Below are 25,385 nucleotides of genomic sequence, written 5' to 3'. Positions count from 1 at the left end.
ACGAACCGGATTAACCGTTATAAAAAGGGCCTATACCGCTCGAGCCCGTACTATCGGTTATGACACGATCCGCCCCTTCGACCGACGACGCCGCCACGTCGGATCGTCGCAAATCGGTCCTGTTCTGCTGGGCGTGCGCTCACGCGAGCACCATCGACGGCGACTGGGTTCGCCGCTCGAGCGACGGCGTCGTGGAGTACGTCTGTCCGGTCTGTGATACGACGATCGACGAACGACCGGGCCACGAACGCACGGACGGCGGCTCCCGGCACCCAATCGCGTCCGGATAGATCCGGCCGATCAGCGACTCGGCGAGACGTTTCTCGAATTTCGCGCCTCGTTTTCCGACGCACTCCGACCGCGCTCGCAGATATTGCCACACGGGTTTACAGTCGTCCACTCTCTAGCAGATTGTCGGATATTCGCCCACAACAATAGAGCTTTAATAGTAGAAGTCGATGCACTACTCGAGCAAAAGATGGCAAACGGAAAACTGACTTCGGCGGAACAGGACGTACTGGACGAAATCGAAGAGCAAGACGTCGACTTCCTTCGGTTACAGTTCACCGACATCCTGGGAACGGTGAAAAACGTCGCCGTCCCCGCCCGCCAGGCGGAGAAGGCGTTCACCGAGGGGATCTACTTCGACGGCTCGTCGATCGAAGGGTTCGTCCGCATCCAGGAATCGGACATGCGTCTGGTTCCCGACCCGGAGACGTTCGCCGTCCTCCCGTGGCGCCAGGACGAGGAGAGCGCCGCGGCCCGGATGATCTGTGACGTCTACGACACCTCGACCGGCGAGCCGTTCGAGGGCGACCCACGGTACGTACTCCGCCAGGCCCTCGAGCGGGCCAAGGAGATGGGGTACGAAGTCAACTTCGCGCCCGAACCGGAGTTCTTCATGTTCGAGGAGGACGAGGAGGGACGGGCGACGACCGAGACCGCCGACCACGGCGGCTACTTCGATCTCGCGCCGAAAGACCTCGCGAGCGACGTCCGCCGGGACATCATCTACGGCCTCGAGGACATGGGCTTCGAGATCGAAGCCAGCCACCACGAGGTCGCCCGCGGCCAGTACGAGATCAACTTCGAGTACGACGACGCGCTGGCGACGGCGGACAACGTCGCCACCTTCCGCACCGTCGTCCGCGCTATCGCGGCCCAGCACGACCTTCACGCGACGTTCATGCCCAAGCCGATCCCGAAGATCAACGGCTCGGGGATGCACACCCACATGTCGCTGATGGAGGCCGGCGGCGAGAACGCCTTCCACGACGAGGACGACGAGTTCGACCTGAGCGACACCGCACGGTCGTACCTCGCCGGCATCCTCGAGCACGCGCCGGCGATTACGGCGGTCGCGAACCCCACTGTGAACAGCTACAAGCGCCTGGTGCCCGGCTACGAGGCACCGGTGTACGTCGCCTGGTCCGACCGCAACCGGTCGGCCCTGGTCCGCAAGCCTGCGGCCCGCGTCCCGGCCGCCTCGCGCATCGAACTGCGCTCGCCCGACCCGTCGTGTAACCCCTACCTCGCGTTCGCCGTCATGATCCACGCCGGCCTCGACGGCATCGAGAACGACCTCGAGTGCCCCGAACCGATCCGGGAGAACATCTACGAGTTCGACGAGGAGACCCGCGAGGAGTACGGTATCGACACGCTGCCGTCGAACCTCGGCCAGGCGGTCGACGCCCTCGAGGAGGACGAAGTCGTCTACGACGCGCTTGGCGACCACGTCGCGCCGAAGTTCGTCGAAGCGAAGAGCCAGGAGTTCGAGGAGTACCTGGTCGACGTTTCCGAGTGGGAACTCGACCGCTACCTCGAGACGTTCTAAGCCGACACAACGGCCTACTCCCGTTCGGCCTTCCGACCGCTCGCTACTGTGTGCCGCGTCCGTCAGCGGTCGCGCCGAAAACCGACTGCGCCTCAGGACGCGACGTACTCGTCGCCGTCCCGTTCGATCACGCCCGCGGTCGACAGCGAGTTCAGCACGCTCAACACGTCGATTTTCTTCAACGTTAGTCCGTCAGCCAGTTCGTCGACCGTCGCGCCGCCGACCGCCTCGAGGTAGATGTAGACGAGTTTCGCCTGTGCCGACTCGACTCCTTCCGGGACCGGTTCGATCCGTTTCTCGGAACGGTGCTCCTGTGATAGCATTGTCACTACGACCGGACCACGTTCCGGTATATAGGCGCACCGGCCATTGTGTTTAAATGTAACGCTACGTCCTAGTAGGACCGTTGTCACCGTCTCTCGTGACACGCCGTCGCTCGTGGCCCGGAGGACGCGACCGTTTTACGGCCGCACCCATCGAACGACGAGACGCATGACCGATCCCGGCGACGAGGAACCGACGGTGCCCGCGACGATCACGGACGAGGATCTGCGGAGCGCACTCGAGGAGTTACGGGAGTACGATCCGGAAACGATCCGGGACGTCGCGCTGTACGCCGCCGACCTCGCGGACTGGCTCGAGGCGGGCGGCGGTTCGGGAGACGGTGATGGTGACGATGACGGTGACGGTGACGGTGACGACTACCCGCCGGGCGTCCCCGAGCGAGCGACCGTCACCGAGACCGAGATCGCCGGTACCGAGTACTGGTACTACCAGTGGCGCGAGGGCGACGAGATCAGGTCGAAAACGGTCGAGCGCTAGGCCTCGCCGTAGACCGGCACCGCCGCGCCGCTCGTTACCGCCGCGCCGTCGCTGCAGAGAAACGTCATCGTCTCGGCGATCTCGCCCGGTTCGACCCACGAGTCGTGGTCCGCGTCGGGCATCATCTCCCGGTTCATCGGCGTATCGATGACGCTCGGCATGACGCAGTTTGCACGGACGGTCCCGAGGTTCTCCTCGGCGAGCGTCTCGGTGAGTAGCCGAATGCCCGCCTTCGAGATCCGGTACGGGCCGTCCCCCTCTCCGCCCTCGAGCGACGACCGGGCGCTGACGTTGACGATCGATCCCTCCGTCTCCTCGAGGTGCGCAAGTGCGTGTTTCGAGGCCAGGAACGCGGTTTTCAGGTTGACGTCCAGCAGGAATTCGAACTCCTCGAGGTCGGTGTCGGCGATCGGATCGCCGCCGCGCCAGGTACCGGCCACGTTGAGCAGGTGATCGATTCGCCCGTGATCGTCGACGATCGTCTCGACGAGGCCGGCGACCTCGCTCTCGTCGGTGAGGTCGGCCTCGTAGAAGTGGGTCCGGTTGTCGGGCTCGAGCAGGCTGTCATCGTCGTCGGGTTCGACCACGTCGACGGCACAGACGGTTGCGCCCGCCTCCCGGAACCGGTCGACGGCTGCGCTTCCCAGGGCTCCGCTGGCACCCGTAACGACGGCGACGGTTCCGTCGAAATCGACGTCGAAGTCGGTAGACGGCATGCCGGAACGTACGGGCCCCTGACGCATCAATAGCGGGGGCTATAGTCGCTACTGGAGTCGGTGCGCACCCGATCGCGTGACAGCTGTGCGATCAGTGTGCAAACAGTTTCAGTTGGTACTATAGAGCGGATGTATGGCCGGGACGCCGACACGCGAGACGATCAGTTAGGCGGACAGCGTCGGCAGTGCGGCGCGTTTGAACCAGAACTCAGCGACCGACTGTACCATCGACGCGTACTCGCCCGGATCGGTCGGCTTGGTCAGGTAGGCGTTGGCCGACAGTTCGTAGCTCTCGAGGACGTCGTCGCTGGCCTCCGAACTCGTCAGGACCAGGACGGGAACCCGTGCGAGGTCCGAATCGTCCCGCACGGCCTCGAGGAACTCGAATCCGTCCATTCGCGGCAGGTTCAGGTCCAACAGGACGAAGTCGGGTACAGACGCGGCCGCGTCCTCGACGCGCTCGTACAGGAAGTCGAGTCCTTCGTCCCCGTCGGAGACGGCCTCCAGCGTGACGGTAATCGAGAGTTCCTTGAACGCCTCTTCGATGAGTCGAACGTCCCCCGGATTGTCTTCGACGAGAAGGATCTCGACCCGTTCCCCGTTCCCCGTCATCGTCGACCTCTCACTGTAAGGTTCCCCATTTTGATACTCGTGATGTGGTCACTGCGACCGAATCCGTTCCAACGTAGCGACCGTACACGGTTAAAGATAGTTACTAAAATCTTTGGAGCCCAGCAGGAATCGACACCCGCGACGGGGGCGTGGTTGCGTGTTTCGATCGCCAGCGAGCAATATAACCCCGGTGCCCCCGTTTGTGCGGTCGAATGCGACTCATCGCCCATCGAGGGTTCGCGGCGACGGCACCGGAGAACACGATCGCCGCGGTTCGCTCGGCGGCCGCCCGCGCCGACGCCGTCGAATTCGACGTCCGCCGCTGTGGGTCGGGCGAACTCGTGGTCGTCCACGACGAGACGATCGACCGGGTGACCGAGGGCACCGGCCCCGTCGCGGAGAAATCCCTCGAGGAACTCAAGCGATACACCGTCCTCGACTCCGAGGAACGGATCCCGACGCTCGAGGAGATGCTCGCGGCCGTCCCCGACACCGTCGAGATCAACCTCGAGATGAAATCGTCCGGGATCGCCGCCGACGTGCTCGATGCCCTGACCGACGCCGGTCTCGACAACCGCGTCGTGACGACCTCGTTTCTCGAGTCCGAGTTGCGGGCGATCCGCGAACACGACCGCAGCCAGCCGACGGGCCTGCTGGCCAGCCGCCGGCTCGAGACGCCCGTGACGACCGCGATCGAACTCGACTGCGACGTGATCGGCGCGAACTACGGACGCTGCCTGACGACGCGGCTCGTTCCCCGCGCGAAGCGGCTGGGGCTCGAGATTCACGCCTGGTCGCTCGAGCGGCGACTCACGGCGAGGGTGCTCGGCGTGTGGGGCGTCGACTGCGTCTCGGCGGATCGACCGCTCCGGGTGTGATCCGGGCTCTCGGTGGTCCGAACCGGCCACTTAGTCCCCGACCGTCGTCACCGACACCGTCCGGGTGCGTGGCCCGTCACACTCGACTAGCAGGAGCGACTGCCAGGTGCCCAGCGCGAGGTCGCCGTCAGCCACCGGAAGCGTCGCCTCGGGACCGAGCAGCGTCGCGCGGAGGTGTGAGTCCGCGTTGTCGTCTATCCGGTCGTGAGCGTGGCCCTCGTCCGGCACGAGATCGGCGAAAAACGACTCGATGTCCTCCCGGAGCCGGGATTCGTTCTCCTGGACGACGAGCCCGGCCGTCGTGTGCTCGAGGAACGCCGTGCAGGTTCCCGACGAGCGGTCGTCGGGCACGGCGTTTGCGACCCGATCGGTGACGTCGACGGTCGTCAGCCTCGCGTCGGTCTCGACGGTGAACGTGGTCCGCATACCGTCCCCTACGGACGCGAGTGAGGCGTCTCTTGCGGTCGCCGAGATCGAGAAATCCGCCCGCTACGCTTCCGGGAATCGCTCGAGCGCCCACTCCGCCCGTTCGCGAACCGCGGGCACGGAATCCCCGTCCGCCAGCCCCGCGAGTCGGTCCCGGACGGTGCCGACCTCGACTTCGATCCCCAGTTCGGCCGCGAACCCGATCGCTCGACACGCGTTCTCCCGGACGCGTGCCAGGTCGTCCTCGAGGGACTCGAGCACGCGCCCCCACGGGAGGGTCGCGTCGACGTCCCCGGCCTCGATACTGGCTACGTCGTCGTCGCTCGCTCCCTCCGCGACGCGGCTCAGCGCCGCCGCGGCGTCGGCCCGCGCGGCGGGCGACTCGTGGTCGAGACCGACGGCGAGGGTCTCGAGGTGGTCGCCGACCGCGGCGGGCCGCTCGGCGGCGACGGCGGCGAGACAGCGAAGCAAGTCGGGCGTCGCCGCGTGCGAGTCGTGAGCGTCGACGAACCCGGCGATCGCGTCGGTCGACGGCGCGACGTCCGTCGGCGACTCGGCGGCCAGTTCCGCCAGACAGTACGCGACCTCGTCGTGATAGTCGATCTCCGCTGTCGATTCCTCGAGTAGCGTTCGTAGCTTCGGGACGGCCGGCAGACAGCGTTCGGGACGCTCGTCGTGGTCGATGGCGTCCCGGATCCGGTCGACGGCCTCGCGGCGCGTTGCCGGCGTCGGATCGTCGAGTCGAGCGAGGACCGACGGCAGGTCGAACTCCGACGCCCCTGGCGAGACGTCCGCGCTCGAACCGACGCTGGAGTCGGCGCCGGCCCCCGAACCGGCGTCTTCCTCCCCTTCGGAATCGCGGTGCTGTCCCACGGCGTTTCCCCCTTCCCCGTCCATGGTGTCCGCTCAATGTTCCATCGTAAAGAAAAACCTTCCGTCAGTTCAATCCGAACTGCAATCGAAGAAAGATATTTCAGGCGAGCCAATCCTCGGGCTTCGTGTCGTAGTCGACGTCGTCGGCCGCCAGATGTTCGACTTCCTCCCAGGGGACGGTCTCCGTCGTCACCTCGTCGCCGTCGTAGCGGATCAGTTTCCCGCGTTCCTCGGCCTCGGGTTCGCGGTTGCGTCGCTTCGCGACCTCGACGTCGTGTTCGTCGACTTCCTTGACGATCGTCAGGAGGTTCACGGGCCGACCCCACAGCTCGAAGATCCGCTTGAGGGTCTCCTGGGCCTGCCCGATGTCCAGCATGACGCCGTTGTACTGGTGTCCCAACAGGAGTTCGTTGGCGTTGTTGTAGTTGCCGTCGTAGACGGCGATCGTCGGCTTCCCGAAGTTGGTGAACTGCAACAGGAGCTTCTTCTTGACGTCCTCGGCGGCGTCACTGGCGACGTGGAACTGGCCGGTCGCCTTCGAGTGCTCGTAGGTGAAGTAGTGGTTCTCGGTGATGAACTCCTCCGTGAGGAACTCGTCGAGGAAGGTAACGTCGTTGTGGCTCTCCCGGACGTCGAACATACGATCCCAGCCCGCGGTGTACTCGACGTCTTCGAGGGCTTCCTCCACCGACGCGTAGCGGGCGTCGTCGAACAGGTAGCGGCCGATCCGCTCGAGTTCGTTCTGGGAGACCCGCGAGAGGAACCCGCGGTGCTGGCGCTTGACCAGCGAGTAATGTCGACGGGCCAGCCCCTCGTAGGTCAGCACCTTCCAGGGGTACTTCGCGACGTCGATCTCCCCCTCCTGGGCGGCCTCGAGGGCCTCGCGGTCGATCCACTCGTCGGGGAGTTCCTCGAGGTCGTCCAGGGTTTCCGGCGTGATCTCGGCGATCGCTGCCGGCGGCTCGAGCGTCTCGAGGACGTCGTCGAAGTCGACGACGTCGGTGAGGTTACGCCAGGAGATCCCCTCGACGCGCAGCAGGCGCTCCAGAACCTCGCGGCGGTTCGTCGTGTTCTCGACGTACTCCCACAGCTCCATGCCGAGACTGTAGGGGTTGAGTCCGCCGGAGGCGAGCACCTTCGCCATGTGGTCCGCGTAGTTGAGGAACTCGTCGTCGCCGGCGAACCGTTCGTCGGTCATCATCGTCGACTCCCAGTAGGCGGCCCATCCCTCGTTCATCACCTTCGTCATCTTCTGGGCGGCGAAGTAGTACGCCTCGGCCCGCATCATGTCGAGCACGTCGCGTTGCCACTCGGCCATCTCGACGGCCCGTTCGGCCTCCTCGTCGTACTGCTTGCCGTGCTCGCGGACGAACGCCAGCAGGTCCTTCTGGGGCTGGTCGGGGAACGTGACCTGCTCGTCGCGTTCCTCGAGTTTCTCGACCCACTCCTCGTCGAACACTTCGCCTTTGATCTCGTCGGAGAGTTCGAGTTCCTCCAGTTTCGCCGCGAGGTCCTCGTCGAGGTCGTCCGGCGGGCCCTCGACCTCGAGGCGGCGCTCGAAGACGCGGTGTTGATCGATGTTGTCCTCGAGCGAGAGGCAGTGGTCGATCCACTTCTCGACCTCCGCGCGGTCGATCTCGGGATCGGACATGTAGTCGTCGATCGCTCGCGCGTGGCGCTCGAGCATGGCGGCGGCGTTGACCTGCTCCTCGTCGGCCCGGCCGTCGGTGAACAGGCCGAACCACTCGTTCTTCGCGAAGAAGTCGGAGTGGGCCTCGACGTGGGTGATGACGGCCTTCTGGTCGGCCAGCGTGTTCGACTCCTGGAGGAAGGCGTGGGCCGGGTTGTCGTTGTTGACGATCTCGAAGGCCTTGCCCCCGCCGTACTGGCCCTGTTTGCGCTGCTTGTCGTACTGCATCCCCCACCGCCAGTGTGGGTAGCGACTCTGGAAGCCGCCGTAGGCGATGAGTTCGTTCATCTCGTCGTAGTCGATGATCCAGTACTTGACCGGGTAGGGCTCGAGGCCCAGTTTTCTCGCGAGGTTGCGGGCCTCCGCGACTGGCTCCTCGAGGTCGCCCGCGATCGCCTGTTTGCGGAACCGATCCGCGTTGGAATTGCGCTTACTCATGACAACCACCGGTTTTCGTGGGTTCGATGCGCGCTTCGCGTGCCATCGAAAGGGTCCTCGCGCTTGCGCGAGGGCCGAAGCGAACGAAGTTCGCTTCGTTACTCATCGGTCTCACCCTCGGTACTGAGGATCTCGTAGATCGCGTCCGTCACGTCCCCCTTGCTGTTGACGTAGGCCACCGCGACGTCGTCAGCGTCGGGGCCGAAGTGGCGCTCGAGTTCCTCGGCGTGGGTGGCGTTGATCGCGTTGCCGCTGGGCTGGGTCTCCACGTATGCGTGGAGGTTCGCCGGGATCTCCTCCATCAGCGGGATCACCCGCTCTTCGGTGTCGTTCGAGGAGTTCTCCGAGTCGCCCGCGGCGAAGACGTACCGGTTCCAGTCGGTCCAGGGGTACTCCTCGAGCAGTTCCTGGGCGAGTTCGTACGCGCTCGAGATCTTCGTCCCGCCGCCGCTGCGGATGCCGAAGAAGTCGTCGCGTTCGACCTGCCAGGCGTCGGCGTCGTGGGCGATGTAGACGAACTCGGCATTGTCGTACTTCCCCTGGAGGTACCAGTCCAGCGGGGTGAACGTCCGCTCGACGAGTTCGCGCTTCTTCTCGCGCATCGAGCCTGAGACGTCCCGGATGTTGACGACGACGACGTTCTTCTCTTTCTCCTCGATGATCTCCGGGTAGCGGTACCGCTCGTCCTCGCGGCGGAAGGGGACGTGTTTGATCCCCTCCCGGCGGATCTGTTGCTGGATCGATTCGCGTTCGACTTCGGACTCGAGTTCGTCGACCGACGACCACTCGTCGCGCTGCTCCTCGGGAATGTCGGCGTAGGCCTCCTCGATCCAGGCCATCGAGACGGGGATGCTCTCGCTGCGGGCCCACTCGAAGACGTCACGGGGGCCGAAGCCCTCGACCTTGCAGACCTCGCGCAGGAAGTCCTCGTCGAAGTCCATCGCGAGTTTGCGCTTGAGCCCCTCTTTGAACATCCGCTCGAAGTCGAGCGTGCTGTCGGGGCCCGTCCGGGTCATATCGGTGAACGGGCCTTCCTTCTCCTCGATGACCTTCTTCCCCTTGGGATCGAGATCGAGCCCGAGTTCCTCGTCGAGTTCCTCGGCGAACTCCTCGGGGTCCATCTCGTAGTACTCGTGCTCGCCGCCCTCCTCGCCGGGTTCGCCGTCCTCGTCACCGTCGCCGTCGCCCGGCTGGGGTTGGGGCTGGCCGACCGGCTGGCCGGTGTCGGGCGTGTCGCCGTCGCCCTGGCCGACGCCGCCCTTGTCACGCTGATCGTACTCGAACTCCGGCAGGGAGACGATCTTTACCGGGATGTTGATCTGGCTCGCGCCGCTTCCCCCAAGGTCGCCGTACTGGATGAAGTCGGCCAGGTCTTCGCGGCGCTTTTCGCCCACTTCGCGGAATCGTTCGAGGTCGTCTCTCAGTCCCATGGTCGGTTCTCGTTGTTCAGTCCCATCGGTAGCTCACCTGTCCCATGACGTGTCTGCTGGTCAGTTCGGCCGACGCCTCGGAGTAGTCGAACTCCTCGACCAGCGTCTCGATCGTATCCGCCTTGACCGACGCCGTCTCGGTCCCGCTCGGCGGGTCGTCCCACTGGCGAGGATCGAAGTCCTCGAAGGTCCGCTTGACGTCGTCCCAGTCGTGGCTCTCGAGGACGCTCTTGATGACCGGGATCGCCGTGAGGTCGACGTCCTGGACTGAGAAATCCTCGTCGCGGTGCTCCCAGGCGTGGCGGTTCAGCGAGGTGATGACCTTCTCGCGGCGGAAGTTCCGGACGCTCTCGCGGGGGAGGTTCCCCTCGTAGTCGTCCTCGGAGAACCGTCCGAGGTGTTCGACCTCGAACAGCTTCATCTTCAGCGGGTCCGGTTCGACCTCCTCGCCGCGGTCGTTGTACAGCGGTTCGTCCGTCTCCCACGCGTAGACGTGTTCGACGTACTCCCCGACGGTCTCCTCGTCGACGCGTTTCTCGTGCATGATGGCCTCGATGACGTCGGCCTCCTGTCGGTCGTAGATGTAGTTTTTCACCGGCACGACGCGGTTCTCGAACTCCGAGCGCTCGCCCGTCGAGAAGACGGGCGCGTCGCCCAGTCCCTCCGCCATCGTGTTCAGCACGTCGCGAGGCATGACGACGTTCTCGACGGGGAGTTCGGCGTGGTGTCGGTCGCGGTCGGTCTGGAGGAGTTCCGCGAGGGTGTCCCGGGTGTAGGTGACCGGGATCCCGTGTTCGCCGTCCTCGCCGTCGTCGTCGAAGTCGAACTCCTCTTTTTCGCGGCGGGTGTCGCCCTCCTGGAGGTAGCCCTGATCGTAGATCTTGGCTTTGTCGACCAGGTCCAGCCCATTGGGCAGGTTCTCCTCGTCCAGCCGGGTGACGACCGCGTACAGCGCGGCCGCCTCGATGGCGTGGGGCGCGAACTCCTGGGTCCGGACGTCGCCGTCCTGGTCCTTGATCGTCACCCTCACCGGCTCGCGGATGCGATTCTCGAGTTCGTCGTAGCTGTCGGCCTCCCAGACCTCCGTCTCGTTTGTCAGTTCCCGGCGGATCAGCTCCGTCTCGAGGCTGAGGTTCGTCAGGTAGCCGAAGCGGTGTTTGTCGAGCCGCCGTTTGAGCGCCTTCAGCGGGTCCATCCCGTTGCGATCCGAGTGCTGGTTCAACTGGGCCTCGAGGTCGGGGTTCGAGATGATCAGCATCTGGGTGTCGACGTCCATCCCGATCCCCTTGTCCAGTTTCACGGACTGTTCGTCGGGGACGTTCAGCAGCTTCTGGAGCAGGTCGGCGTGCTGTGCGGCGTCCTCGACGATGGTGAGGACGCCGTTGCCCTGCGAGAGCACGCCGTCGTAGCTGAACGCCTGCGGGTTCTTGCGCCCCCGCGAGTCGAGTTCCTGGAGCATGCCGTGCATCCAGGAGCCGACGAGTCGCTCCTTGGGGCGACCCTCGTCCTCGCTGTGGAGGACGCCGACCCCCTGCCCGACGTCGACGACGTAGTTCTTGACCCGGAGGTGGTTCTCGTCGGCGATGGCCGAGAACAGTTCCTCCTCGCCCTCCCGACGGTACCGCTCCTCGAGGTAGTCGTAGGCCTCCCGCGAGAACGGGTCGAGTTCGGCGTCGACCCTGACGGGGACGTGGTCGTCGAGGCCGTCGTTCAGGTCGTCGAGCAGTCGCTCGCGGACCTCCTCGGGGAACACCGAGAGCGGGTGGGCCTGGACGGGACTCTCGTACCAGTTCTGCTCGTCCGTGGCGGTCGGATCGCTGCCGTAGCTCAGTCCGCGTTCGCCGGCCTCGGCCGTCGCGACGTTCCACTCGAGGGTGTACCGTCGACCCTCGGGGGTCTTCGAGTACTCCCGGAGGCCGTTGACCAGACAGCGCTTGAGTTCGGACTTGCCGGTTGCCGTAGGGCCCTCGAACCAGATGATCTTCTCGTCTTTCGCCCGGCCGGCGGCGATCGACCGGAGGTCGTCGACGAACCCGTTCAGGACCTCGGTGTTGCCGAGGATGGCGTGCTCGCCGTCGTTGTGTGGGTCGTCGAAGAAGCGATAGCGCTCTTTCTCCTCGCCTTCTTCGACGACGGTCCGGGTACCGGCGGCCTCGATCGCCTCGAGCAGATATTTCGAGGCGTGGGAGGCGATCGTCGGGTTCTCGAAGATCCGGTCGACGTACGCCGCGAGGCTCATCGGCTCCTCGTAGGTCGCCTCGAGTTCGCGGTCGGCCTCGGTGACGTAGTCGTTGCCGGTCATGTTAGTCTTCCATCTCTGCCTTGGCGACCTCCGCGCCGGCGAACTCGAGCACTTCCTTCGCGCCGCCCTCGGAGTAGCCCTGTTCCATCAGGGCGTCGATCCACGAGGACCGTTCGTCGTCGTCGAACTCGTTGGCCGACACGAGCGCGGAGAAGTTGATGTTGTGCTTCTTGTCCTCCCAGAGCTTGCGCTCCAGGGCGCGGCGCAGGCGCTCGTTGTCCTGCGGGTTGAACGCCTCGCCCTCGCGGGCCCGACGGGAGACCCAGTTCGAGACCTCCTGGCGGAAGTCGTCCTTGCGGTCCTCCGGGATGTCGAGTTTCTCCTCGACCGAGCGCAGGAACGTCTCGTCGGGCTCCTGTTCCCGGCCGGTCAACTCGTCCTCGATCGTGTCGTCGTCGATGTAGGCCATGACGTGGTCCATGTACTTCTCGCCCTGGCGCTGGATCTCGTCGACGTCGTAGGCCAGCGCGTGGCGGACGTCCTCGATGGCGCGTTCCTTGTACTCCTCGCGGACCGTCTCGAGGTAGCGGTAGTAGGTCTGGAACTGGTCTTCGGGGATCGAACCGTGGTGCTCCAAGTTCTCCTCGAAGAAGTTGAACACCGTAAGCGGCGAGAGGAAGCCCCGGGAGCGGTGTTTCGAGTCCATAATTGCCTCGGCGATCTCGTCGCCGATGAACCGCGGCGAGACGCCGATCATGCCCTCGCCGATCTCGGCCTTCCCCTCGGCCTCCTCGCGGAGTTTCTTGACGTCGATGTCGTCGCCCTCGTCGATCTCCCCGTTGTAGGCCTTGGCCTTCGAAAGCAGGTCGACGGTCTCGGCGTCGGGCTCCTCGACCCGGGTGAGGACGCCGAACAGCCCCGCCATCTCGAGCGTGTGGGGCTCGACGTTGATGTCGGGGACGTCGGCGTTGTTGAGCATCTTCTCGTAGATGCTTGCCTCGTCCTCGTAGGACAGGACGTACGGGAAGTCGATCCGCTTGGTACGGTCGTTGAACGCCTCCATCTTCTCGTCGCCCTTCTTGTCCTTGTACTCGGGCATGTTCGTCCGGCCGACGATCACCTGGTCGATGTCGATCCGGGGGTTGTTCTTCGGCTTGATCGTCTGCTCCTGGGTGGCGTGCAGGAAGTCGTAGAGGAACTCCCGCTGGAGCTTCAGCAGCTCCTCCCCGGAGAATATCCCCCGGTTGGCGTTACAGAACGCCCCCGAGTAGTCGAACGCCCGCGGGTCCGACTCGCCGTAGATGGCGATCTTCGAGTAGTTGACGTCGCCCGTTAGCTCGGTCTCGTCCTGGTTCTTCTTGTCCTTGGGCTCGAAGGTCTCCAGGGCCTGGCGCTTGTTCTCGTCGGCGACCAGGCGGACGATCTCGACGTGGTTCTCGAGGACCTGCTGGAGGTCGTCCTCGTAGTACGCCAGCAGCTTGTCCATGTAGAACTCGCTTTCGGGGTCCAGCGACTGCTCGTTCTGGATCGTGTACGGCGCGTCGAGTCGCTCGTTGAGGTCGTCGATGACCCGCTGGCGCTGCTCCAGTGGGAGAAGCACGAGCGGGTCCTGGTTCATCGGGGAACGGACGGTGTCGTCGGCCGGGTCCTGGTCCTGGACGACGTCACAGAGGTTCCGCCACTCGAAGGTGTACATCCGCCCCTCCTCGCGCAGCGTGTAGTCCTCGAAGTACTGGCGGACCTGCTTGTCGAAGTGGGACTTCCCCGAGCCGACCGGCCCGAGCAGGAGCTTGATGCGCCGTTCGGGACCGAGTCGCCTCGCACCCGACTTCACCTTGTTGACGAACTCGTGGATCGACTGGTGGATCACCCGTCCGTAGAACGTATTCTCGCCGTCGTTGAGCGGGTCCTCGCTCGCCAACTGGTACTCGACCACCCCTTCGGTCTCGTCGTAGGTGGTCCCGTAGTAGTCGAACATGTCCGCGACGCGCTGGTGCGCGTTGCGGGCGATCTTCGGGTCCTCGTACACCTCCTCGAGGTACCAGTCGAAGGACTTGGTTTCCCGCAGGTCAGCGGGCATCGATTCCTTGTATTCAGTGCTCAGCTCTTCGAGCGTCTCGATGTCACCGGTCATGGTATCGTTGAAGTTGTCTCCCCCGCCTGTCGGTCGTCCGCCTGCGCGCCTCGGTCGTTCGCGGCTCCGTCACGTCGCCCGGATCGCGGCCGCCGGTCGTCGCTGTCGCGGCTGCTGCAGTTGCGGTCGCGGTCGTGCGGGGCGTGTGTAGAGTCCATCGTCGGCCGACGGGTTCGTCGTCGCACCGCACCGATCTCCACGGTCCCGTCGCCGCCCACGCGCCGAGCGCTCTCGACGGGTGGCTCTCGTCGGTCGGCGTCGGTCTTCCATGTCATGTGTGACCTTCCACCACTCTTCGTTGCGCGACGACCGGTTCTTCGGTCTCGCGTTATCTGCGCCGGGGACGGGCGCCGAGTGGATCGGTCCGGCGATCGGATACCGATAGTATTTAATGAGTGAGTAATCCAGGTACTTAACCTTGGCCCCAAAAGGTATTTGACAGGAGTTAATTCCAGGCGATTTCTGCCAGAACGACGGATTGTCACTTGGTATCTCACCTCATTTTCGGCGACCGATGGCATAAACGAACGGCCTGCAATGCCGTGTCTGGCTCGCGCGCGCTCGGTCATCGACAGTTACAGGTACGGAGCGTTATACGTCCCTTCGATCTGCACTGACTGAGAGACGCGACGGGCCGGACGACGCCCATTTAGGCGCGCCCCGCCAACTCGCTGCCATGAGCGATCCCACGGAGCCCCCAGCGGGGACGGAGTTCCCCGACGCCTGGACCGTCTGGTCCCAGGGCGACGACGGTCGCCTCGTCCTCGCCTATCGACCCGACGTCTTCGATGGCGACGAGTTCCCTGCGGCCTGTCTCCCTACGCTGTACCTGACCCACGGGAAGCGAACGCGACGTCCGGGTACGAACCCGACGACGACCGGAGCGAGTGACTGGTTCGTCACCTTCTATCTCGAGCCCGACGTCACCCTCGAGGGCGCTCGTCGGTTCTCCACCAGGGGGGACGCGCTCGAGCGCTGTCGCGAACTCGCGCGGGCGTTCGACGACGGTGAGATCGATTACCGCGACTGCTACCAGGTTCCTCGGGAACGGTACTTCGAAAAGCTGGACGAACTCACGGGGAGGGAACTGGACGGGCGAGTCGACGACTGAGTCCCTCGGCACGACGCGACGTGAGGCTTAACCCCGCGTGGTGAGTACGGACCTCTATGTCGACCGTCACGCTCGTCGGCACCCGGCTCGCGGAGCCGGGGACCGAGTTCGTCTACGAGGGGGAAGCCGACGGCTGCGCCGGCTGTCCCTACCGCAGCCAGTGTCTGAATCTCTCGACCGGCACGAGGTACCGGGTCACCGGCGTCCGCGAGAAGGCCCAGACCCTCGAGTGTGCGATGCACGACGGCGGCGTCCGCGCCGTCGAGGTCGAGCCAGTTACCATCGAGGCCAACGTCACGTCGAAAGGCGCGTTCGCCGGCAGCAAGACGAGCCTGCCCGGGTCCTGCCCGTACGTCGAGTGTCCGAGTCACGAGTATTGCGAGCCGGCCGGCCTCGAGTTCGACGAGGAGTATCGCATCCGGGACATCCTCGGCGATCCGCCCCACGAGGTCTGTCACCTCGACCGGTCGCTGCAGTTGGTCGAACTGGACGCCGACGAGTAAGTCCCGTACGTTCATATCTCTGTAGCGGAGTCTCGAGCCTCGAAACCAGGAATTAAAATCACGACAGCAATTCCAAAACTTGGCTCGTCACGTCGTCGTTACTCTTCCTGGAGCACTGAATACGACGGCATTCCTCAACCGTCCAAAACCACAGAAGTACCAGACAAACGACGGCGACTACCCTGTAAGCGTCGAGCCGATCGGAGTGTCGGTACGCTCCTCGGAGTTTTTCAAGCGACTGAGGAAGTATACATATGATGAGATACCGGATTTTGGATGCGATCTATACTGTATCGACGGACGACAGCACCTTTCGGGCGAAGTAGGCATCCATCGAGACGAGATCGTCGGACGACATCGACTGGAGTGTTTTGGGATCGAATAGCCCGATGTCACGGTTGAATTCGCCGTCGGCAAAGGTAAGTGATGACGCAAATTCGGGAGAAGGGGTAATTCGGAGGACAAACCGGAACTCGAGCGTGTTGGCGTCCGTATCATAGTAAGTCAAGAGATCGTCCCGGAAGTGACGCCCGTCGTATTTCGTCCGCACAGTCGAGAAGTAGGAGCGAAACGATTCCGGGGTCTCCGCTCGGACCGTTTGCCAATCGTTTATGGGCTCGTTCTTGCCAAGCTCGGAGAGCGCGTTCCGGTAGGTCTCGAAGTGTTCGTCCGAACACCCACACCACTGGACGAACACGGGCCGCTCGTTGGCTGTGATAACGAGCTCTTCGTAGAACTCCTTGAGCGCGGTGGTACCGGGGTCGTGTTCACATCGGCCAGCAGGGGACGTCCACTTCCCTGGATCGGCCGGGGCTTCCTCGTCCCGTTGGAGGAGGGCGATCCGGTCATTCACGAGAAATATTACGCCTGCTGAGAATAGGATTTTGCCCTCGTAAATCTCACGAGTACCCTCCGTAGTTACGGTCGGGTCGGCGTTCCGGATCTCTTCCAGCGGAGTGTTGTCGACACCGGCGAGACGATTATCCGGATCGATATGGACGATCCAGGTATCCGTCTCTGTATTGTGGACGACCTTTGAAGCGTAGAGGAAAACGGTATCATCGTCGTACGTCTCAGGAACCAGACGGGTCATAGTTGATTTCGAGGTTACAGTCTTTGAAGGATAGGCCCCGTCGGTTATTATTCTGTTCGGTTTGGTCGCCTCCCGAACCATCTGGGGAGGTCGTTTCAACGCCGTTCTGGGTCCGCTCATTCGAGGAGAGTGGCTGTCGGTCGAACTCGAGGGAGACGTCACCGGTTCGCCAGGGTCGTGGATTGGCGTAGAGGTGGCCGATATCCTCGAGCCCATCGATAGCTGTGGCTCCTGGATGGCGAATCAGATAGCCTGTATCGAGAGATACGTCGGGAAACCCATCGTCGTACTGATCGAGCCAATATAGGAAGCCGATTTTCGTAGCGACTGCACTAAATCCGATGATCACGTGAAAAAAGATCTCCGTATCGGTGTCATCGGAAGGTGCTTCGTGACTGAATAGGAGGAACGTATCGTCGTCCGATCTGAAGAATTCCGTTCCCCCGAAGACACCGGACACGAAGTATTCCGTGGGAAAGAAGGCGGGCTCCTCGATAGCGTTTTTCTCGAGTGGTAGACCCGGCTCCCACCATTCGGTAAGACTCTTCCAAAATTGTGATAGGTCTTTATTGTCGAGAGCGGTACTAATCGACAGTTCTTCGGTCGGCTGGGTGCTTGCAAAGGCGTTTTCGAGGACGTCGACGTTTTCGTATCCAGCAGCCTTCATCCCCAGGATGAGTTTGTTGATCGCCTGCTGATGTTCGCCCCCACCAAGGAGGACATAATGACGCGTATCCTCGTTCCAGGCTAACTCCGTTCCCTCTGCATCGTCGAACTGATACACTTCCGGAACGGGCTTCGGGGGATTACGGACCGTTTCAGGGGACAATTCGTGCGGAACACTCATGAATTTCTTTACAGGAAGTCGGATTCCGGAGGCTCGACCCGCTCGTTCTTTTACGAATATCTCCTCGGTTTCGGAGCGGCCTTCGGATTCAGGCTCCGACTCTGATGATTCGTCCGAGGGAGCGACAGTCCCGTTTTCATCGTCGCGTTTTCGGCCCTCCAACCTGTTAAGCAGTCGGGCAAGTAGGCTCCGTTTCCTTTCGGTAACGGTGTAATAGTCCACGCCCGATAGAGAAAGGGTAATGTCCTCGTTCTCACCGCCCTCTCGGACCGATTCCCGTGGGACCGCTGACCAGAGCAGTTCGCGGCCTGCCGCCACGGCATGTTCCGAGGTCGGATGCTCGTAGGCTTCGGGGCGGAAAGATGGATCCCCGTTTTCGTCGGAGGTATCAGTCGAGGTACGCTGTGATTTTTCGGTTTTTTGTCCGGTACCGTCGGCCCGTACTTCTCTATTAGGCTGTTCCGGGAGTAATTCTGCCTCAAGTGATACGTTATAGCGTTGATATCCGAATATCTGGTAGAGGAATTCGCTGACGAAGAACAGACCATAGCCACACAGGGAGTTACTGAGGCCTATTCTCCCATCACTACGCTCTGAATCTTCCGCATCGGGTTCGTTAAGCAGTCGCTTGTATCGGGACAGACCCGCCGACTCACCTAGGAAGCCTACGAGAAATTGTGGGTAGCGGGTTATCCACATTGCACTGCCAAGAATGACCCAGAGGAACACGGCGCCGAAGACGAGACGACTCCATGGGACGGTTTCTCCCATTGGTGTGGTCGGGATCTCGAGGAACGGATCAATCGTCCACATTCCGACGATAAGAGCGCTCAACCCCAAAAGAATCCTCCACCCCCACCGGACTCGATGATCGTATAGGTAGGTGAAAAGCCGTTGTCGATATCCGAGATCCCCCTCTATTTCGACGTACACGCTATCAACGAGGACATTACCGTAATATGGACTGTCAGAGAATGTGCCAGAAATCGACTGATCCGATCCGTGGTTGAGAACGACGAGCGGATCTCGATCTGAAAGATGGCTCATGAATGGATTCCAGTAGTTCGATTTCTGCCAGGTCTCGGGATTGACACTCCGGCTTGCCCGAACGAAACCACGTCCGATCTTGAAAATAGAGGTTATGACCGCTGCAATTGCCTTTTTTAGGAATATAGGCAGTCCAGTTACGAGGAGCCAAACGACGACAGGGAGGAGTACGAACCAGTGAGCGTTGTCCAGGACGAGCCCGTACAAGACGGATAGGTCCGTTTGTGCCGTTCGTTCACTGATCGTATCAAAAGTCCCGATGAGTGACGCGCCTGTAACACCGTTTCGGAGTTGCATCCCAATATAAATCAGAGAGATACCTGACAGAACTACCCACAATGGAGGGCCAAGCCAAGCGATTTTGCGGAGGTCCCAGTCACGAGCCATCGTCTTTCTCGCCTCGTGGAAGTACTGTTTGTCCAGGTATTGGCCGTTAGCAATGACGATGCGATCAGTGGCCTCCGTCTCTATATCGCCGTTGCTGGCCTCCTCCATATGTGTTCACTGATGTATTTGTTATTGATTTAGCTCTATCGCAATACCGTTACTATGATTTTCGCGATTCACTACTTGTGAAAGGAAAAGATTCTCCAGCAAAGGGATGAGAGCTAGCTACATGACCGATCGAGTCGCTTTCGTCACCGGTGCAGGTGGAGGAATCGGTCGTGGGATAGCAATACAATTAGCGGAATCGTATGCCGTTGCAGTCAATGACATCAGCCCAGAGGCCGCTGAGAAGACTGCCGAAAAGATCCGGAACGATGGGGGAACAGCAAACGCCGTACCAGGGGATGTCTCCGATTCTGGGCAAGTAGAAAGAATAGTAGCGGAAACTATCGACCAACTCGGCCCAATTGAGGTCCTCGTGAACAATGCCGCAGTGGAGACAGTACACCCCTTTACTGAATTACCCGAATCCGAGTGGGATCGAGTACTTGACGTAAACCTGAAAGGACAGTTCTTGCTCGGTCAGGCGGTCGCTAATCACATGATCGAAGAAGGGATCGAGGGAAACATCATTAACATCTCCAGCTATCACGATACCGTCCCACGGACCGAAAAAATCCACTACGACAGCTCGAAGGCCGGCGTACATATGCTCACCAAAGATATGGCCTTGGAGCTCGCTGACCACCGAATTGCAGTCAACTGTATTGCGCCAGGAATCTTTGAAACTCCCATGAACGAGGAAATTCTGTCGGATCCGGAGCGGACTCAGGCAATGCACGAGCGAGTTCCGTGGGGACGGATGGGCGTTCCCGAGGACATTGCCAACGTCGTCGAATTCCTTGTGTCAGATAAGGCAGAATACCTAACGGGCATCCGGATTCCTGTCGATGGCGGATTACGGCTGGATCCGTGAGAGACGGGTTTCGAATCAGCTGTTGCGGGCAGTCCCGGATTTAGAATCGTTTTCGCGACAACTACTACCGGCTTAACTCGTCACCCTCGAGCCAGCTACCCGCCCAGCAGTCGATCTCGTCGAACACCGGCTCGAGCGACTCCCCCTTCGCGGTGAGACTGTAGTAGGTCGCGATGGGGGCGTCTTCTTCCATTCGTCGTTCGACGAACCCCATCTCGCCGAGGTCGTCGAGCACCCGCGAGAGAGTGCGTGCGTTCGCGCCCGTCGATCGCTTGAGTTCGTTGAACCGCTGTTCGCCTTCGAGCAGTTCGTGTAGTACGGCCAGTCGCCACTTCGAACCGATCTGCTCGAGGGACGCGATCACGGGGCAGGCGTCGGATTGTTCCTCCTGGGGCGGGGTCTGGGGTCGTGACATCGTCTGAATCCGGATTGGGACTCGAACGGTATAGCAGTTCGGAACCGAACCAGGTTGTATCGGGTTACGAAGCTACGCGTTCGCGTCGACGTCAGTGCCGGCGTTCCCGCCGACGTCGGTCCCGGACCGCTCGTCCTGCACGTCGTCGCTGTCGTGGCCGGGTTCTTCGAGCACTGCCGCGATCGATTCGAGGGCCTCGAGACAGACCGGCGCGTATCCGGCCGCGCCGAGCGGGAGTTCGAACGCGACACGGCAGCGGTCGGGCCCGAGGTCGTCGACGCGGTGGCCGGGTCCGGGGAGCCCGACCACGCGCCACTCCCAGCGGCGTTCGGCCTGGTCGACGTGAGTCACGCGAAACGGGAGCCAGACGCCGGGAACGCGGACCCGTCCCCTGGTCCCGGCGCGGATCCTGCGGTCGGTAGCCTCCACCTCACGGATCGTCGGGGACCACTCGGGCCAGCGGGTCGTGTCGACGAGGAGATCCCAGGCCTCGTCGGCCGGGGCGGCGATCACGTGCGAGGCCTCGAGCTGGCGGCCGTCCGAGGTACGTACGGGGTGGAGTCGGGTCATCGTCGAGACTACGGTCCGAACCACAATGGGCGTTACCCGCGGGGTTCCGAGCGACGACTCGAGGGCCGAGCCGCAAAGCATCGACCGTTCGGATCGCACGACTGTCCCCGGTCGCTAGACTTTACTGGAGTCGCTCCCTCCATCGACCAACGAATGGCGATACTCGAAGTGGAGGGGCTCCGCAAGGAGTACGACGGGTTCACCGCCGTCGAAGGCAGTAGCTTCTCGATCGAACGCGGCGAGGTGTTCGGCGTCGTCGGACCCAACGGCGCCGGGAAGACGACGACGCTGAAGATGCTCGCCGGCCTCGTCGAACCGACCGCAGGGACCGCCGTCGTTGCCGGACACACGCCCGGCGAGCGGGCGATGCAACGGCGGCTCGGGTTCCTCCCGGAGGAGTCCCCGCTGTACGAGGAGATGACCGCGACCGACTATCTGGAGTTCTTTGCGGATCTCTACGACGTGCCCGGCCACGTTGCGGCCGACCGCATCGAATCGTCGCTGGATCGGCTCGACCTCGAACACCGCGACCGCCGGATCGGCAACATGTCGAAGGGAATGAAACGCAAGGTCGCGATCGCCCGCGCGCTGATCAACGATCCGGACGTCCTCATCTTCGACGAACCCGCTTCCGGGCTCGATCCGCTGACGACCAACCACGTGATCGAGTTTACCGAGGAGTTGAGCGAGGAGGGCAAGACGGTCGTCTTCAGCGCGCACAACCTCTATCACGTCGAAAGCGTCTGCGACCGGGTCGTCATCATGAACGACGGCCGGATCGTCGCCCGGGGCACCCTCGAGGGAATCCGCGACGACCACGGCGGGACGGAGTACCACGTGTACGCGACGGTCGACGCGAGCGATGCGGTCTCGCGGGTCTCGGCCGAACCCGCCGACGAGGGGATTCGCCACGTCGTCGCGGACATGGACGCGGTGGAGTCGATCAGGACGGCCGTCGAGAAACGGGGCGGCCGCGTGACCGACATCCAGACGGAGACGCCGAGTCTCGAGGACGTCTTCCTCGAGGTGGCAAGCGGCGACGCGGAGAACGCCGAACGGCGGCGCGAAGCGGAACAGGAACGCGCCGACGGGCAGCGCGAGCAGGTGGTCGATACGTGAGCGGGGATCACCAGTCCGGCGAAGGCGACCGCGGCGACGGTCCCGGTGCCCTCCGACGACGCGCCCGACGCGTTCTCGAGTCGGTCTCGAGAATCGCTCGCGTCGCCCGCTGGGAAGTCTCGCGGACGACCGGGACTGTCGACCGGAAGACGCTTTTCGTCCTCGCCGTGGTTGCCATCGCGGTCGCGACCGTGGGGCTCTCGGTCGCCGACGAGGGACTCGGCCTCGAGGACGAGATCTACGTCGTCGGCGTCGACGAAGACGATCCGTACTACGACGTCGCGGCCGCGAGCGACCAGTTCAGGACGGTGCCGCTCCACGAGAGCGGACTCGACGGGGTCTACGCCGCCGACGACCCGGACGTCGACGTCGTGATCGAAGACGGGCAGATTGGCTACGTCGGGGAGAACGGCGAGGCCGCCTACGACGCCTTTCGGGACGCGATCGACCGGTACAACGAGGGGCTGATGGCTCAGGAGGAAGACGAGGCGGCGGCCTACCCGGTGCTCGTCGAGATCGACTACCAGGACCGGAGCTTCGAGGGGGCGATCGAGCCCTCGAGCGATGGCGAAGACGCTGGCGCGCCAGCCGACTCGGCCGGCGACAGCGACGGCGAGGCCACCGACACCCGGGAGAAAGACGGAGACGGGACGGAGGCCGGGACAGACGGCGGCGGGAGCGCCGACGGTGGCGACGCTACCGGGGACACCGACTCGAGCGGCACCCAAAGCGGGAGCGGAGAGGGAGACGGAGACGAACGCGAGAGCGAAAGCAGCGACGCGGGCAGCGATTCCGACGGTGACACGAACACGACCGACCTCGAGACCGAGACGCCGAGCGTCGCGGATTCCTCGGACGGGGCCGTTGCGGTTCCCGGGTCGCCGAGCACGCTCTCGCCGCCATTCCCGTTCCGGTCGCTGGTCCTCGCGTTCCTGTTCGTCGTGCCGATGAACTTCGTCATCCAGGCCTACGGAAGCACGATCATGGACGAGCGGATCAACCGCCGGGGCGAACTCCTGCTGGTCTCGCCGGCCTCGAGCCGCGAGATCGTCGCGGGCAAGACGGTGCCGTACCTCGGCGCACTCGTCGCGATCGTCGTCGCGATCACGGTCGCCATCGATGGCGGGCCGCTGTCGGTGGCGGCCACCCTCCCGGTGGCCCTCCTCTTCCTCGCGGCCACGTTCTCCGGCGCGATGTTCGCGCGGTCGTTCAAGGAACTGACCTTCGTCACCGTCGCGATCAGCGTCGGGCTCACGACCTACGCGTTCATCCCGGCGATCTTCACGGACGTCACCCCGATCGCGCTGATCTCGCCGCTGACGCTGGTCGTGATGGACCTCCAGGGCGAGACGCCGACGCTCGGCGCGTACCTCGTCTCGACCGGACCGGCGTATCTCACCGCCGCGGTGCTCTTCCTGCTCGGGATCGGCACCTACCGCGAGGAGGACATGTTCGCCCAGAAGCCGGTGCCGTCGAAGGTCGTCGACGCCATCGCGGTCCGAGTTCGGGGGAAACGTAGCGTTCCAGTCCTCTCCGTCGTGTTTCTCCCCTTCGTCTTCGCGGCCCAGTTGCTCACGGTCGCCCTGCTGTTCGCCGCACCCCCGTTCGCGGCCGTCCCGATCATCCTCGTCGTCGCGGCGGTCCTCGAGGAGGTCGCGAAGAGCATCCACGTCTACGCCGGCTTCAGTCGGGCCCGGTTCGAACCGACACTCGAGGTCGCCGCGGTTCTCGGGACGCTCTCGGGTGCCGCGTTCTTCGTCGCCGAGAAGGCGACCCAGATCATCCAGCTCGTCGGCCTCCAGGAGTTCGAGGGTGCAGTCGCGGCCTTTGGGCCGGAGACGGCGGCCCCGGCGGTCGCGGACGGCCCGTTCGTCTTCGCCGGCATCGTGCTCGCGCCGCTCGTACTCCACGTGGTGACGGCGGTCGTCTCAGCGGCCGGCGCGACCCGCGGTCGAACGAGCTACGCCGTCGCGCTGGCGGTCGCAACCGCCGTTCACGTCGGCTACAACCTCGGGGTGATCCTCCTTGTCGCGTGATCAGCCGTCTCGAGGCGACTCGAACGAGACGGGCCACGATATTGGCAGTTCGGCGGACTCCATCCAGCGGGGACCGAACCCACCGAAACCGTCCGAACACGCAGCCGCGAGCGGCGCCGGGCGCGAGTCCCGGTTCGGGCCCCGAATGGCCGTCGTCCGCCGGGAACTGCGTTCGCTGCGCTCCGAAAAAACGATCGTGCTCGCGATCGCGATCCAGTTGTTCATCGCGGCGTTTTCCTCGTTTCTCGTCGTCGGCTTCGTCTCCATGTACGATCCCGACGGGCTCGGCGGTCAGGAGATCGACGTCGCCATCGTCGGCGAGGACCGGGCGGCGCTCGAGGCCGCGGCCGACGAACAGGAGGGGCTGAATACCGTCAGATACGACAACCGTGACGCGGCTTATGGCACTTTCGAGAACGGACAGGTAGCCGCCGTCCTCGAGACCACCAGAGACGATCAGGGACGATTGCTCGTCGACGTCGCCGCGCCGGAGGAGGGGATCGAGACGACCCTGCTCGTCGTCCAGCTCCGGGAGACCCTCGAGGCCGTCGAACACGCCGAACGCGTCGGGAACGCGGACCGGCTCGAGTCGCTCCCGCTATCGGTCCCCGACGAGGTCGACGCGAGCCCGTACGTCGGGTTCACGTACACGATCCTGCTGCCGCTGTTGCTGTTCCTGCCGGCGTTCATCAGCGGCTCGATCGTCGTCGACTCGCTGGTCGAGGAACGCGAACGGGGTACGCTCGAGTTGCTCCGGGTAACGCCGCTGTCGCTGGGCGACGTAGTCGACGCGAAACTCGCTGCGACGGCCGCGCTCGCGCCCGTCCAGGCCGTCGCCTGGCTCGCCCTGCTGGCGGTCAACGGGACGACCGTCGCCCACCCGGTCGCACTGATCGGGCTCGTCGCCGCGCTGGCCTTGCTGGTCGTCGGCCTCGGGACGGTCGTCGCACTCGTCGCGCCGGATCGCAGACAGGCCCAGTTGCTGTACTCGGTCGCCATCGTCGGCGCGCTGGTGGTGTCGACGCTCCTGCCCGAGCACCCGGCGAACAGCGTCGCGAAGCTCGGGCTCGGGAGCGCGACGGTCACGACGTGGCTGTTGCTCGTGCTCTACGGAGCGCTCGGCGTCGGTGCGTTCTTCGCGGTCCGAGCGACGGTCGAACGGGTCGATCCGGCGGACCTGTAGCCC

General features: G+C 63.5%; 23 protein-coding genes. 10 read left to right on the top strand and 13 right to left on the bottom strand.

All coding sequences use genetic code 11. The features are described from left to right. Nucleotides 1-59: 59 nt before the first annotated feature. Nucleotides 60-290, top strand: a complete 231-nt coding sequence (locus tag CHINAEXTREME_RS17880; protein WP_007142555.1) for a hypothetical protein — start codon at nucleotides 60-62, stop codon at nucleotides 288-290. Between the two features lie 188 nt (nucleotides 291-478). Beyond that, entirely contained in the window at nucleotides 479-1,834 is a 1,356-nt protein-coding gene (gene glnA / locus CHINAEXTREME_RS17875) for a type I glutamate--ammonia ligase (RefSeq protein ID WP_007142554.1), read from the top strand. A gap of 92 nt (nucleotides 1,835-1,926) precedes the next feature. Here glnA and CHINAEXTREME_RS17870 read toward each other — a convergent pair whose 3' ends face one another. Continuing rightward, nucleotides 1,927-2,157, bottom strand: a complete 231-nt coding sequence (locus tag CHINAEXTREME_RS17870; RefSeq protein ID WP_007142553.1) for a hypothetical protein — start codon at nucleotides 2,155-2,157, stop codon at nucleotides 1,927-1,929. A gap of 169 nt (nucleotides 2,158-2,326) precedes the next feature. On the opposite strand from CHINAEXTREME_RS17870, the gene CHINAEXTREME_RS17865 reads away from it, so the two are divergent. Beyond that, entirely contained in the window at nucleotides 2,327-2,656 is a 330-nt protein-coding gene (locus CHINAEXTREME_RS17865; RefSeq protein ID WP_007142552.1) for a hypothetical protein, read from the top strand. Here the strand turns inward: CHINAEXTREME_RS17865 and CHINAEXTREME_RS17860 are convergent. Continuing rightward, complete coding sequence (locus tag CHINAEXTREME_RS17860; protein WP_007142551.1) at nucleotides 2,653-3,372, bottom strand: SDR family oxidoreductase; 720 nt, start codon at nucleotides 3,370-3,372, stop codon at nucleotides 2,653-2,655. The genes CHINAEXTREME_RS17865 and CHINAEXTREME_RS17860 overlap by 4 nt on opposite strands. 165 nt (nucleotides 3,373-3,537) lie before the next feature. Then, nucleotides 3,538-3,984, bottom strand: coding sequence for a response regulator (locus tag CHINAEXTREME_RS17855; RefSeq protein ID WP_007142550.1), 447 nt, complete (start codon nucleotides 3,982-3,984; stop codon nucleotides 3,538-3,540). Nucleotides 3,985-4,196: 212 nt separating this feature from the next. Here CHINAEXTREME_RS17855 and CHINAEXTREME_RS17850 point away from each other — a divergent pair, with 212 nt between their 5' ends. Continuing rightward, complete coding sequence (locus CHINAEXTREME_RS17850; protein ID WP_007142549.1) at nucleotides 4,197-4,862, top strand: glycerophosphodiester phosphodiesterase; 666 nt, start codon at nucleotides 4,197-4,199, stop codon at nucleotides 4,860-4,862. A gap of 30 nt (nucleotides 4,863-4,892) precedes the next feature. Here the strand turns inward: CHINAEXTREME_RS17850 and CHINAEXTREME_RS17845 are convergent, their stop codons facing one another. From CHINAEXTREME_RS17845 to CHINAEXTREME_RS17820, 6 genes are all read right to left on the bottom strand, one after another. Then, on the bottom strand, nucleotides 4,893-5,288 hold the full coding sequence (locus CHINAEXTREME_RS17845; protein ID WP_007142548.1) for a secondary thiamine-phosphate synthase enzyme YjbQ: 396 nt from the start codon (nucleotides 5,286-5,288) through the stop codon (nucleotides 4,893-4,895). Between the two features lie 63 nt (nucleotides 5,289-5,351). Further along, complete coding sequence (locus tag CHINAEXTREME_RS17840; RefSeq protein WP_007142547.1) at nucleotides 5,352-6,185, bottom strand: hypothetical protein; 834 nt, start codon at nucleotides 6,183-6,185, stop codon at nucleotides 5,352-5,354. Between the two features lie 76 nt (nucleotides 6,186-6,261). Further along, nucleotides 6,262-8,289: a SpoVR family protein gene (locus CHINAEXTREME_RS17835; protein ID WP_007142546.1), complete on the bottom strand. Its 2,028-nt coding sequence runs from the start codon at nucleotides 8,287-8,289 to the stop codon at nucleotides 6,262-6,264. Nucleotides 8,290-8,387: 98 nt separating this feature from the next. Then, nucleotides 8,388-9,719, bottom strand: coding sequence for a YeaH/YhbH family protein (locus tag CHINAEXTREME_RS17830; protein ID WP_007142545.1), 1,332 nt, complete (start codon nucleotides 9,717-9,719; stop codon nucleotides 8,388-8,390). A gap of 16 nt (nucleotides 9,720-9,735) precedes the next feature. Further along, on the bottom strand, nucleotides 9,736-12,021 hold the full coding sequence (locus tag CHINAEXTREME_RS17825; RefSeq protein ID WP_007142544.1) for a PrkA family serine protein kinase: 2,286 nt from the start codon (nucleotides 12,019-12,021) through the stop codon (nucleotides 9,736-9,738). Nucleotide 12,022: 1 nt separating this feature from the next. Next, nucleotides 12,023-14,095 (bottom strand): PrkA family serine protein kinase, encoded by a 2,073-nt coding sequence (locus CHINAEXTREME_RS17820; RefSeq protein WP_007142543.1) that lies wholly within the window; start codon nucleotides 14,093-14,095, stop codon nucleotides 12,023-12,025. Between the two features lie 676 nt (nucleotides 14,096-14,771). On the opposite strand from CHINAEXTREME_RS17820, the gene CHINAEXTREME_RS17810 reads away from it, so the two are divergent. Both CHINAEXTREME_RS17810 and CHINAEXTREME_RS17805 read left to right on the top strand, forming a co-directional pair. Next, nucleotides 14,772-15,206, top strand: a complete 435-nt coding sequence (locus CHINAEXTREME_RS17810; RefSeq protein ID WP_007142541.1) for a DUF5820 family protein — start codon at nucleotides 14,772-14,774, stop codon at nucleotides 15,204-15,206. A 56-nt stretch (nucleotides 15,207-15,262) separates the two neighbouring features. Beyond that, nucleotides 15,263-15,709, top strand: coding sequence for a UPF0179 family protein (locus CHINAEXTREME_RS17805; RefSeq protein ID WP_007142540.1), 447 nt, complete (start codon nucleotides 15,263-15,265; stop codon nucleotides 15,707-15,709). A 283-nt stretch (nucleotides 15,710-15,992) separates the two neighbouring features. On the opposite strand, the gene CHINAEXTREME_RS17800 is transcribed toward CHINAEXTREME_RS17805, so the two are convergent. Both CHINAEXTREME_RS17800 and CHINAEXTREME_RS17795 read right to left on the bottom strand, forming a co-directional pair. Then, nucleotides 15,993-16,802, bottom strand: coding sequence for an NUDIX hydrolase (locus CHINAEXTREME_RS17800; RefSeq protein ID WP_007142539.1), 810 nt, complete (start codon nucleotides 16,800-16,802; stop codon nucleotides 15,993-15,995). Next, entirely contained in the window at nucleotides 16,783-19,191 is a 2,409-nt protein-coding gene (locus CHINAEXTREME_RS17795; protein ID WP_007142538.1) for a hypothetical protein, read from the bottom strand. Before CHINAEXTREME_RS17795 ends, CHINAEXTREME_RS17800 begins: the two co-directional genes overlap by 20 nt. Nucleotides 19,192-19,312: 121 nt before the next feature. Here CHINAEXTREME_RS17795 and CHINAEXTREME_RS17790 point away from each other — a divergent pair, with 121 nt between their 5' ends. After that, on the top strand, nucleotides 19,313-20,059 hold the full coding sequence (locus CHINAEXTREME_RS17790) for an SDR family NAD(P)-dependent oxidoreductase (RefSeq protein WP_076738789.1): 747 nt from the start codon (nucleotides 19,313-19,315) through the stop codon (nucleotides 20,057-20,059). Nucleotides 20,060-20,123: 64 nt separating this feature from the next. Here the strand turns inward: CHINAEXTREME_RS17790 and CHINAEXTREME_RS17785 are convergent, their stop codons facing one another. Further along, nucleotides 20,124-20,474 (bottom strand): winged helix-turn-helix transcriptional regulator, encoded by a 351-nt coding sequence (locus tag CHINAEXTREME_RS17785; RefSeq protein WP_007142536.1) that lies wholly within the window; start codon nucleotides 20,472-20,474, stop codon nucleotides 20,124-20,126. A gap of 72 nt (nucleotides 20,475-20,546) precedes the next feature. Then, on the bottom strand, nucleotides 20,547-21,044 hold the full coding sequence (locus CHINAEXTREME_RS17780) for an SRPBCC family protein (RefSeq protein WP_010546664.1): 498 nt from the start codon (nucleotides 21,042-21,044) through the stop codon (nucleotides 20,547-20,549). Between the two features lie 153 nt (nucleotides 21,045-21,197). On the opposite strand from CHINAEXTREME_RS17780, the gene CHINAEXTREME_RS17775 reads away from it, so the two are divergent. Genes CHINAEXTREME_RS17775 through CHINAEXTREME_RS17765 form a run of 3 tightly spaced genes read left to right on the top strand, consistent with a single transcriptional unit; the run spans nucleotide 21,198 to nucleotide 25,382 of the window. After that, a complete protein-coding gene (locus CHINAEXTREME_RS17775) occupies nucleotides 21,198-22,163 on the top strand; it encodes an ABC transporter ATP-binding protein (RefSeq protein ID WP_007142534.1) in 966 nt (321 codons plus the stop codon). Next, the gene (locus tag CHINAEXTREME_RS17770; RefSeq protein ID WP_007142533.1) at nucleotides 22,160-24,199 is read left to right on the top strand and encodes a hypothetical protein; all 2,040 of its coding nucleotides are present in this window, start codon (nucleotides 22,160-22,162) and stop codon (nucleotides 24,197-24,199) included. The genes CHINAEXTREME_RS17775 and CHINAEXTREME_RS17770 overlap by 4 nt, the downstream gene beginning before the upstream one ends. Further along, nucleotides 24,189-25,382: an ABC transporter permease gene (locus CHINAEXTREME_RS17765; protein WP_394295313.1), complete on the top strand. Its 1,194-nt coding sequence runs from the start codon at nucleotides 24,189-24,191 to the stop codon at nucleotides 25,380-25,382. The genes CHINAEXTREME_RS17770 and CHINAEXTREME_RS17765 overlap by 11 nt, the downstream gene beginning before the upstream one ends. Nucleotides 25,383-25,385: the final 3 nt, after the last annotated feature.

The organism is Halobiforma lacisalsi AJ5 (assembly GCF_000226975.2).
In the GTDB taxonomy this organism is placed as follows: Archaea; Halobacteriota; Halobacteria; order Halobacteriales; family Natrialbaceae; genus Natronobacterium; species Natronobacterium lacisalsi.
This window is presented reverse-complemented; position numbering and strand designations above follow the sequence as displayed.

What these genes read in the sequence shown, in the direction of transcription:
- CHINAEXTREME_RS17790 (WP_076738789.1), top strand. Translation starts at nt 19,313, where the DNA reads ATGACCGATCGAGTCGCTTTCGTCACCGGTGCAGGTGGAGGAATCGGT.
- CHINAEXTREME_RS17830 (WP_007142545.1), bottom strand. Translation starts at nt 9,719, where the DNA reads ATGGGACTGAGAGACGACCTCGAACGATTCCGCGAAGTGGGCGAAAAG.
- CHINAEXTREME_RS17820 (WP_007142543.1), bottom strand. Translation starts at nt 14,095, where the DNA reads ATGACCGGTGACATCGAGACGCTCGAAGAGCTGAGCACTGAATACAAG.
- CHINAEXTREME_RS17825 (WP_007142544.1), bottom strand. Translation starts at nt 12,021, where the DNA reads ATGACCGGCAACGACTACGTCACCGAGGCCGACCGCGAACTCGAGGCG.
- CHINAEXTREME_RS17810 (WP_007142541.1), top strand. Translation starts at nt 14,772, where the DNA reads ATGAGCGATCCCACGGAGCCCCCAGCGGGGACGGAGTTCCCCGACGCC.
- CHINAEXTREME_RS17795 (WP_007142538.1), bottom strand. Translation starts at nt 19,191, where the DNA reads ATGGAGGAGGCCAGCAACGGCGATATAGAGACGGAGGCCACTGATCGC.
- CHINAEXTREME_RS17880 (WP_007142555.1), top strand. Translation starts at nt 60, where the DNA reads ATGACACGATCCGCCCCTTCGACCGACGACGCCGCCACGTCGGATCGT.
- glnA (WP_007142554.1), top strand. Translation starts at nt 479, where the DNA reads ATGGCAAACGGAAAACTGACTTCGGCGGAACAGGACGTACTGGACGAA.
- CHINAEXTREME_RS17800 (WP_007142539.1), bottom strand. Translation starts at nt 16,802, where the DNA reads ATGACCCGTCTGGTTCCTGAGACGTACGACGATGATACCGTTTTCCTC.
- CHINAEXTREME_RS17850 (WP_007142549.1), top strand. Translation starts at nt 4,197, where the DNA reads ATGCGACTCATCGCCCATCGAGGGTTCGCGGCGACGGCACCGGAGAAC.
- CHINAEXTREME_RS17845 (WP_007142548.1), bottom strand. Translation starts at nt 5,288, where the DNA reads ATGCGGACCACGTTCACCGTCGAGACCGACGCGAGGCTGACGACCGTC.
- CHINAEXTREME_RS17855 (WP_007142550.1), bottom strand. Translation starts at nt 3,984, where the DNA reads ATGACGGGGAACGGGGAACGGGTCGAGATCCTTCTCGTCGAAGACAAT.
- CHINAEXTREME_RS17840 (WP_007142547.1), bottom strand. Translation starts at nt 6,185, where the DNA reads ATGGACGGGGAAGGGGGAAACGCCGTGGGACAGCACCGCGATTCCGAA.
- CHINAEXTREME_RS17780 (WP_010546664.1), bottom strand. Translation starts at nt 21,044, where the DNA reads ATGACCCGACTCCACCCCGTACGTACCTCGGACGGCCGCCAGCTCGAG.
- CHINAEXTREME_RS17860 (WP_007142551.1), bottom strand. Translation starts at nt 3,372, where the DNA reads ATGCCGTCTACCGACTTCGACGTCGATTTCGACGGAACCGTCGCCGTC.
- CHINAEXTREME_RS17785 (WP_007142536.1), bottom strand. Translation starts at nt 20,474, where the DNA reads ATGTCACGACCCCAGACCCCGCCCCAGGAGGAACAATCCGACGCCTGC.
- CHINAEXTREME_RS17805 (WP_007142540.1), top strand. Translation starts at nt 15,263, where the DNA reads ATGTCGACCGTCACGCTCGTCGGCACCCGGCTCGCGGAGCCGGGGACC.
- CHINAEXTREME_RS17870 (WP_007142553.1), bottom strand. Translation starts at nt 2,157, where the DNA reads ATGCTATCACAGGAGCACCGTTCCGAGAAACGGATCGAACCGGTCCCG.
- CHINAEXTREME_RS17835 (WP_007142546.1), bottom strand. Translation starts at nt 8,289, where the DNA reads ATGAGTAAGCGCAATTCCAACGCGGATCGGTTCCGCAAACAGGCGATC.
- CHINAEXTREME_RS17775 (WP_007142534.1), top strand. Translation starts at nt 21,198, where the DNA reads ATGGCGATACTCGAAGTGGAGGGGCTCCGCAAGGAGTACGACGGGTTC.
- CHINAEXTREME_RS17865 (WP_007142552.1), top strand. Translation starts at nt 2,327, where the DNA reads ATGACCGATCCCGGCGACGAGGAACCGACGGTGCCCGCGACGATCACG.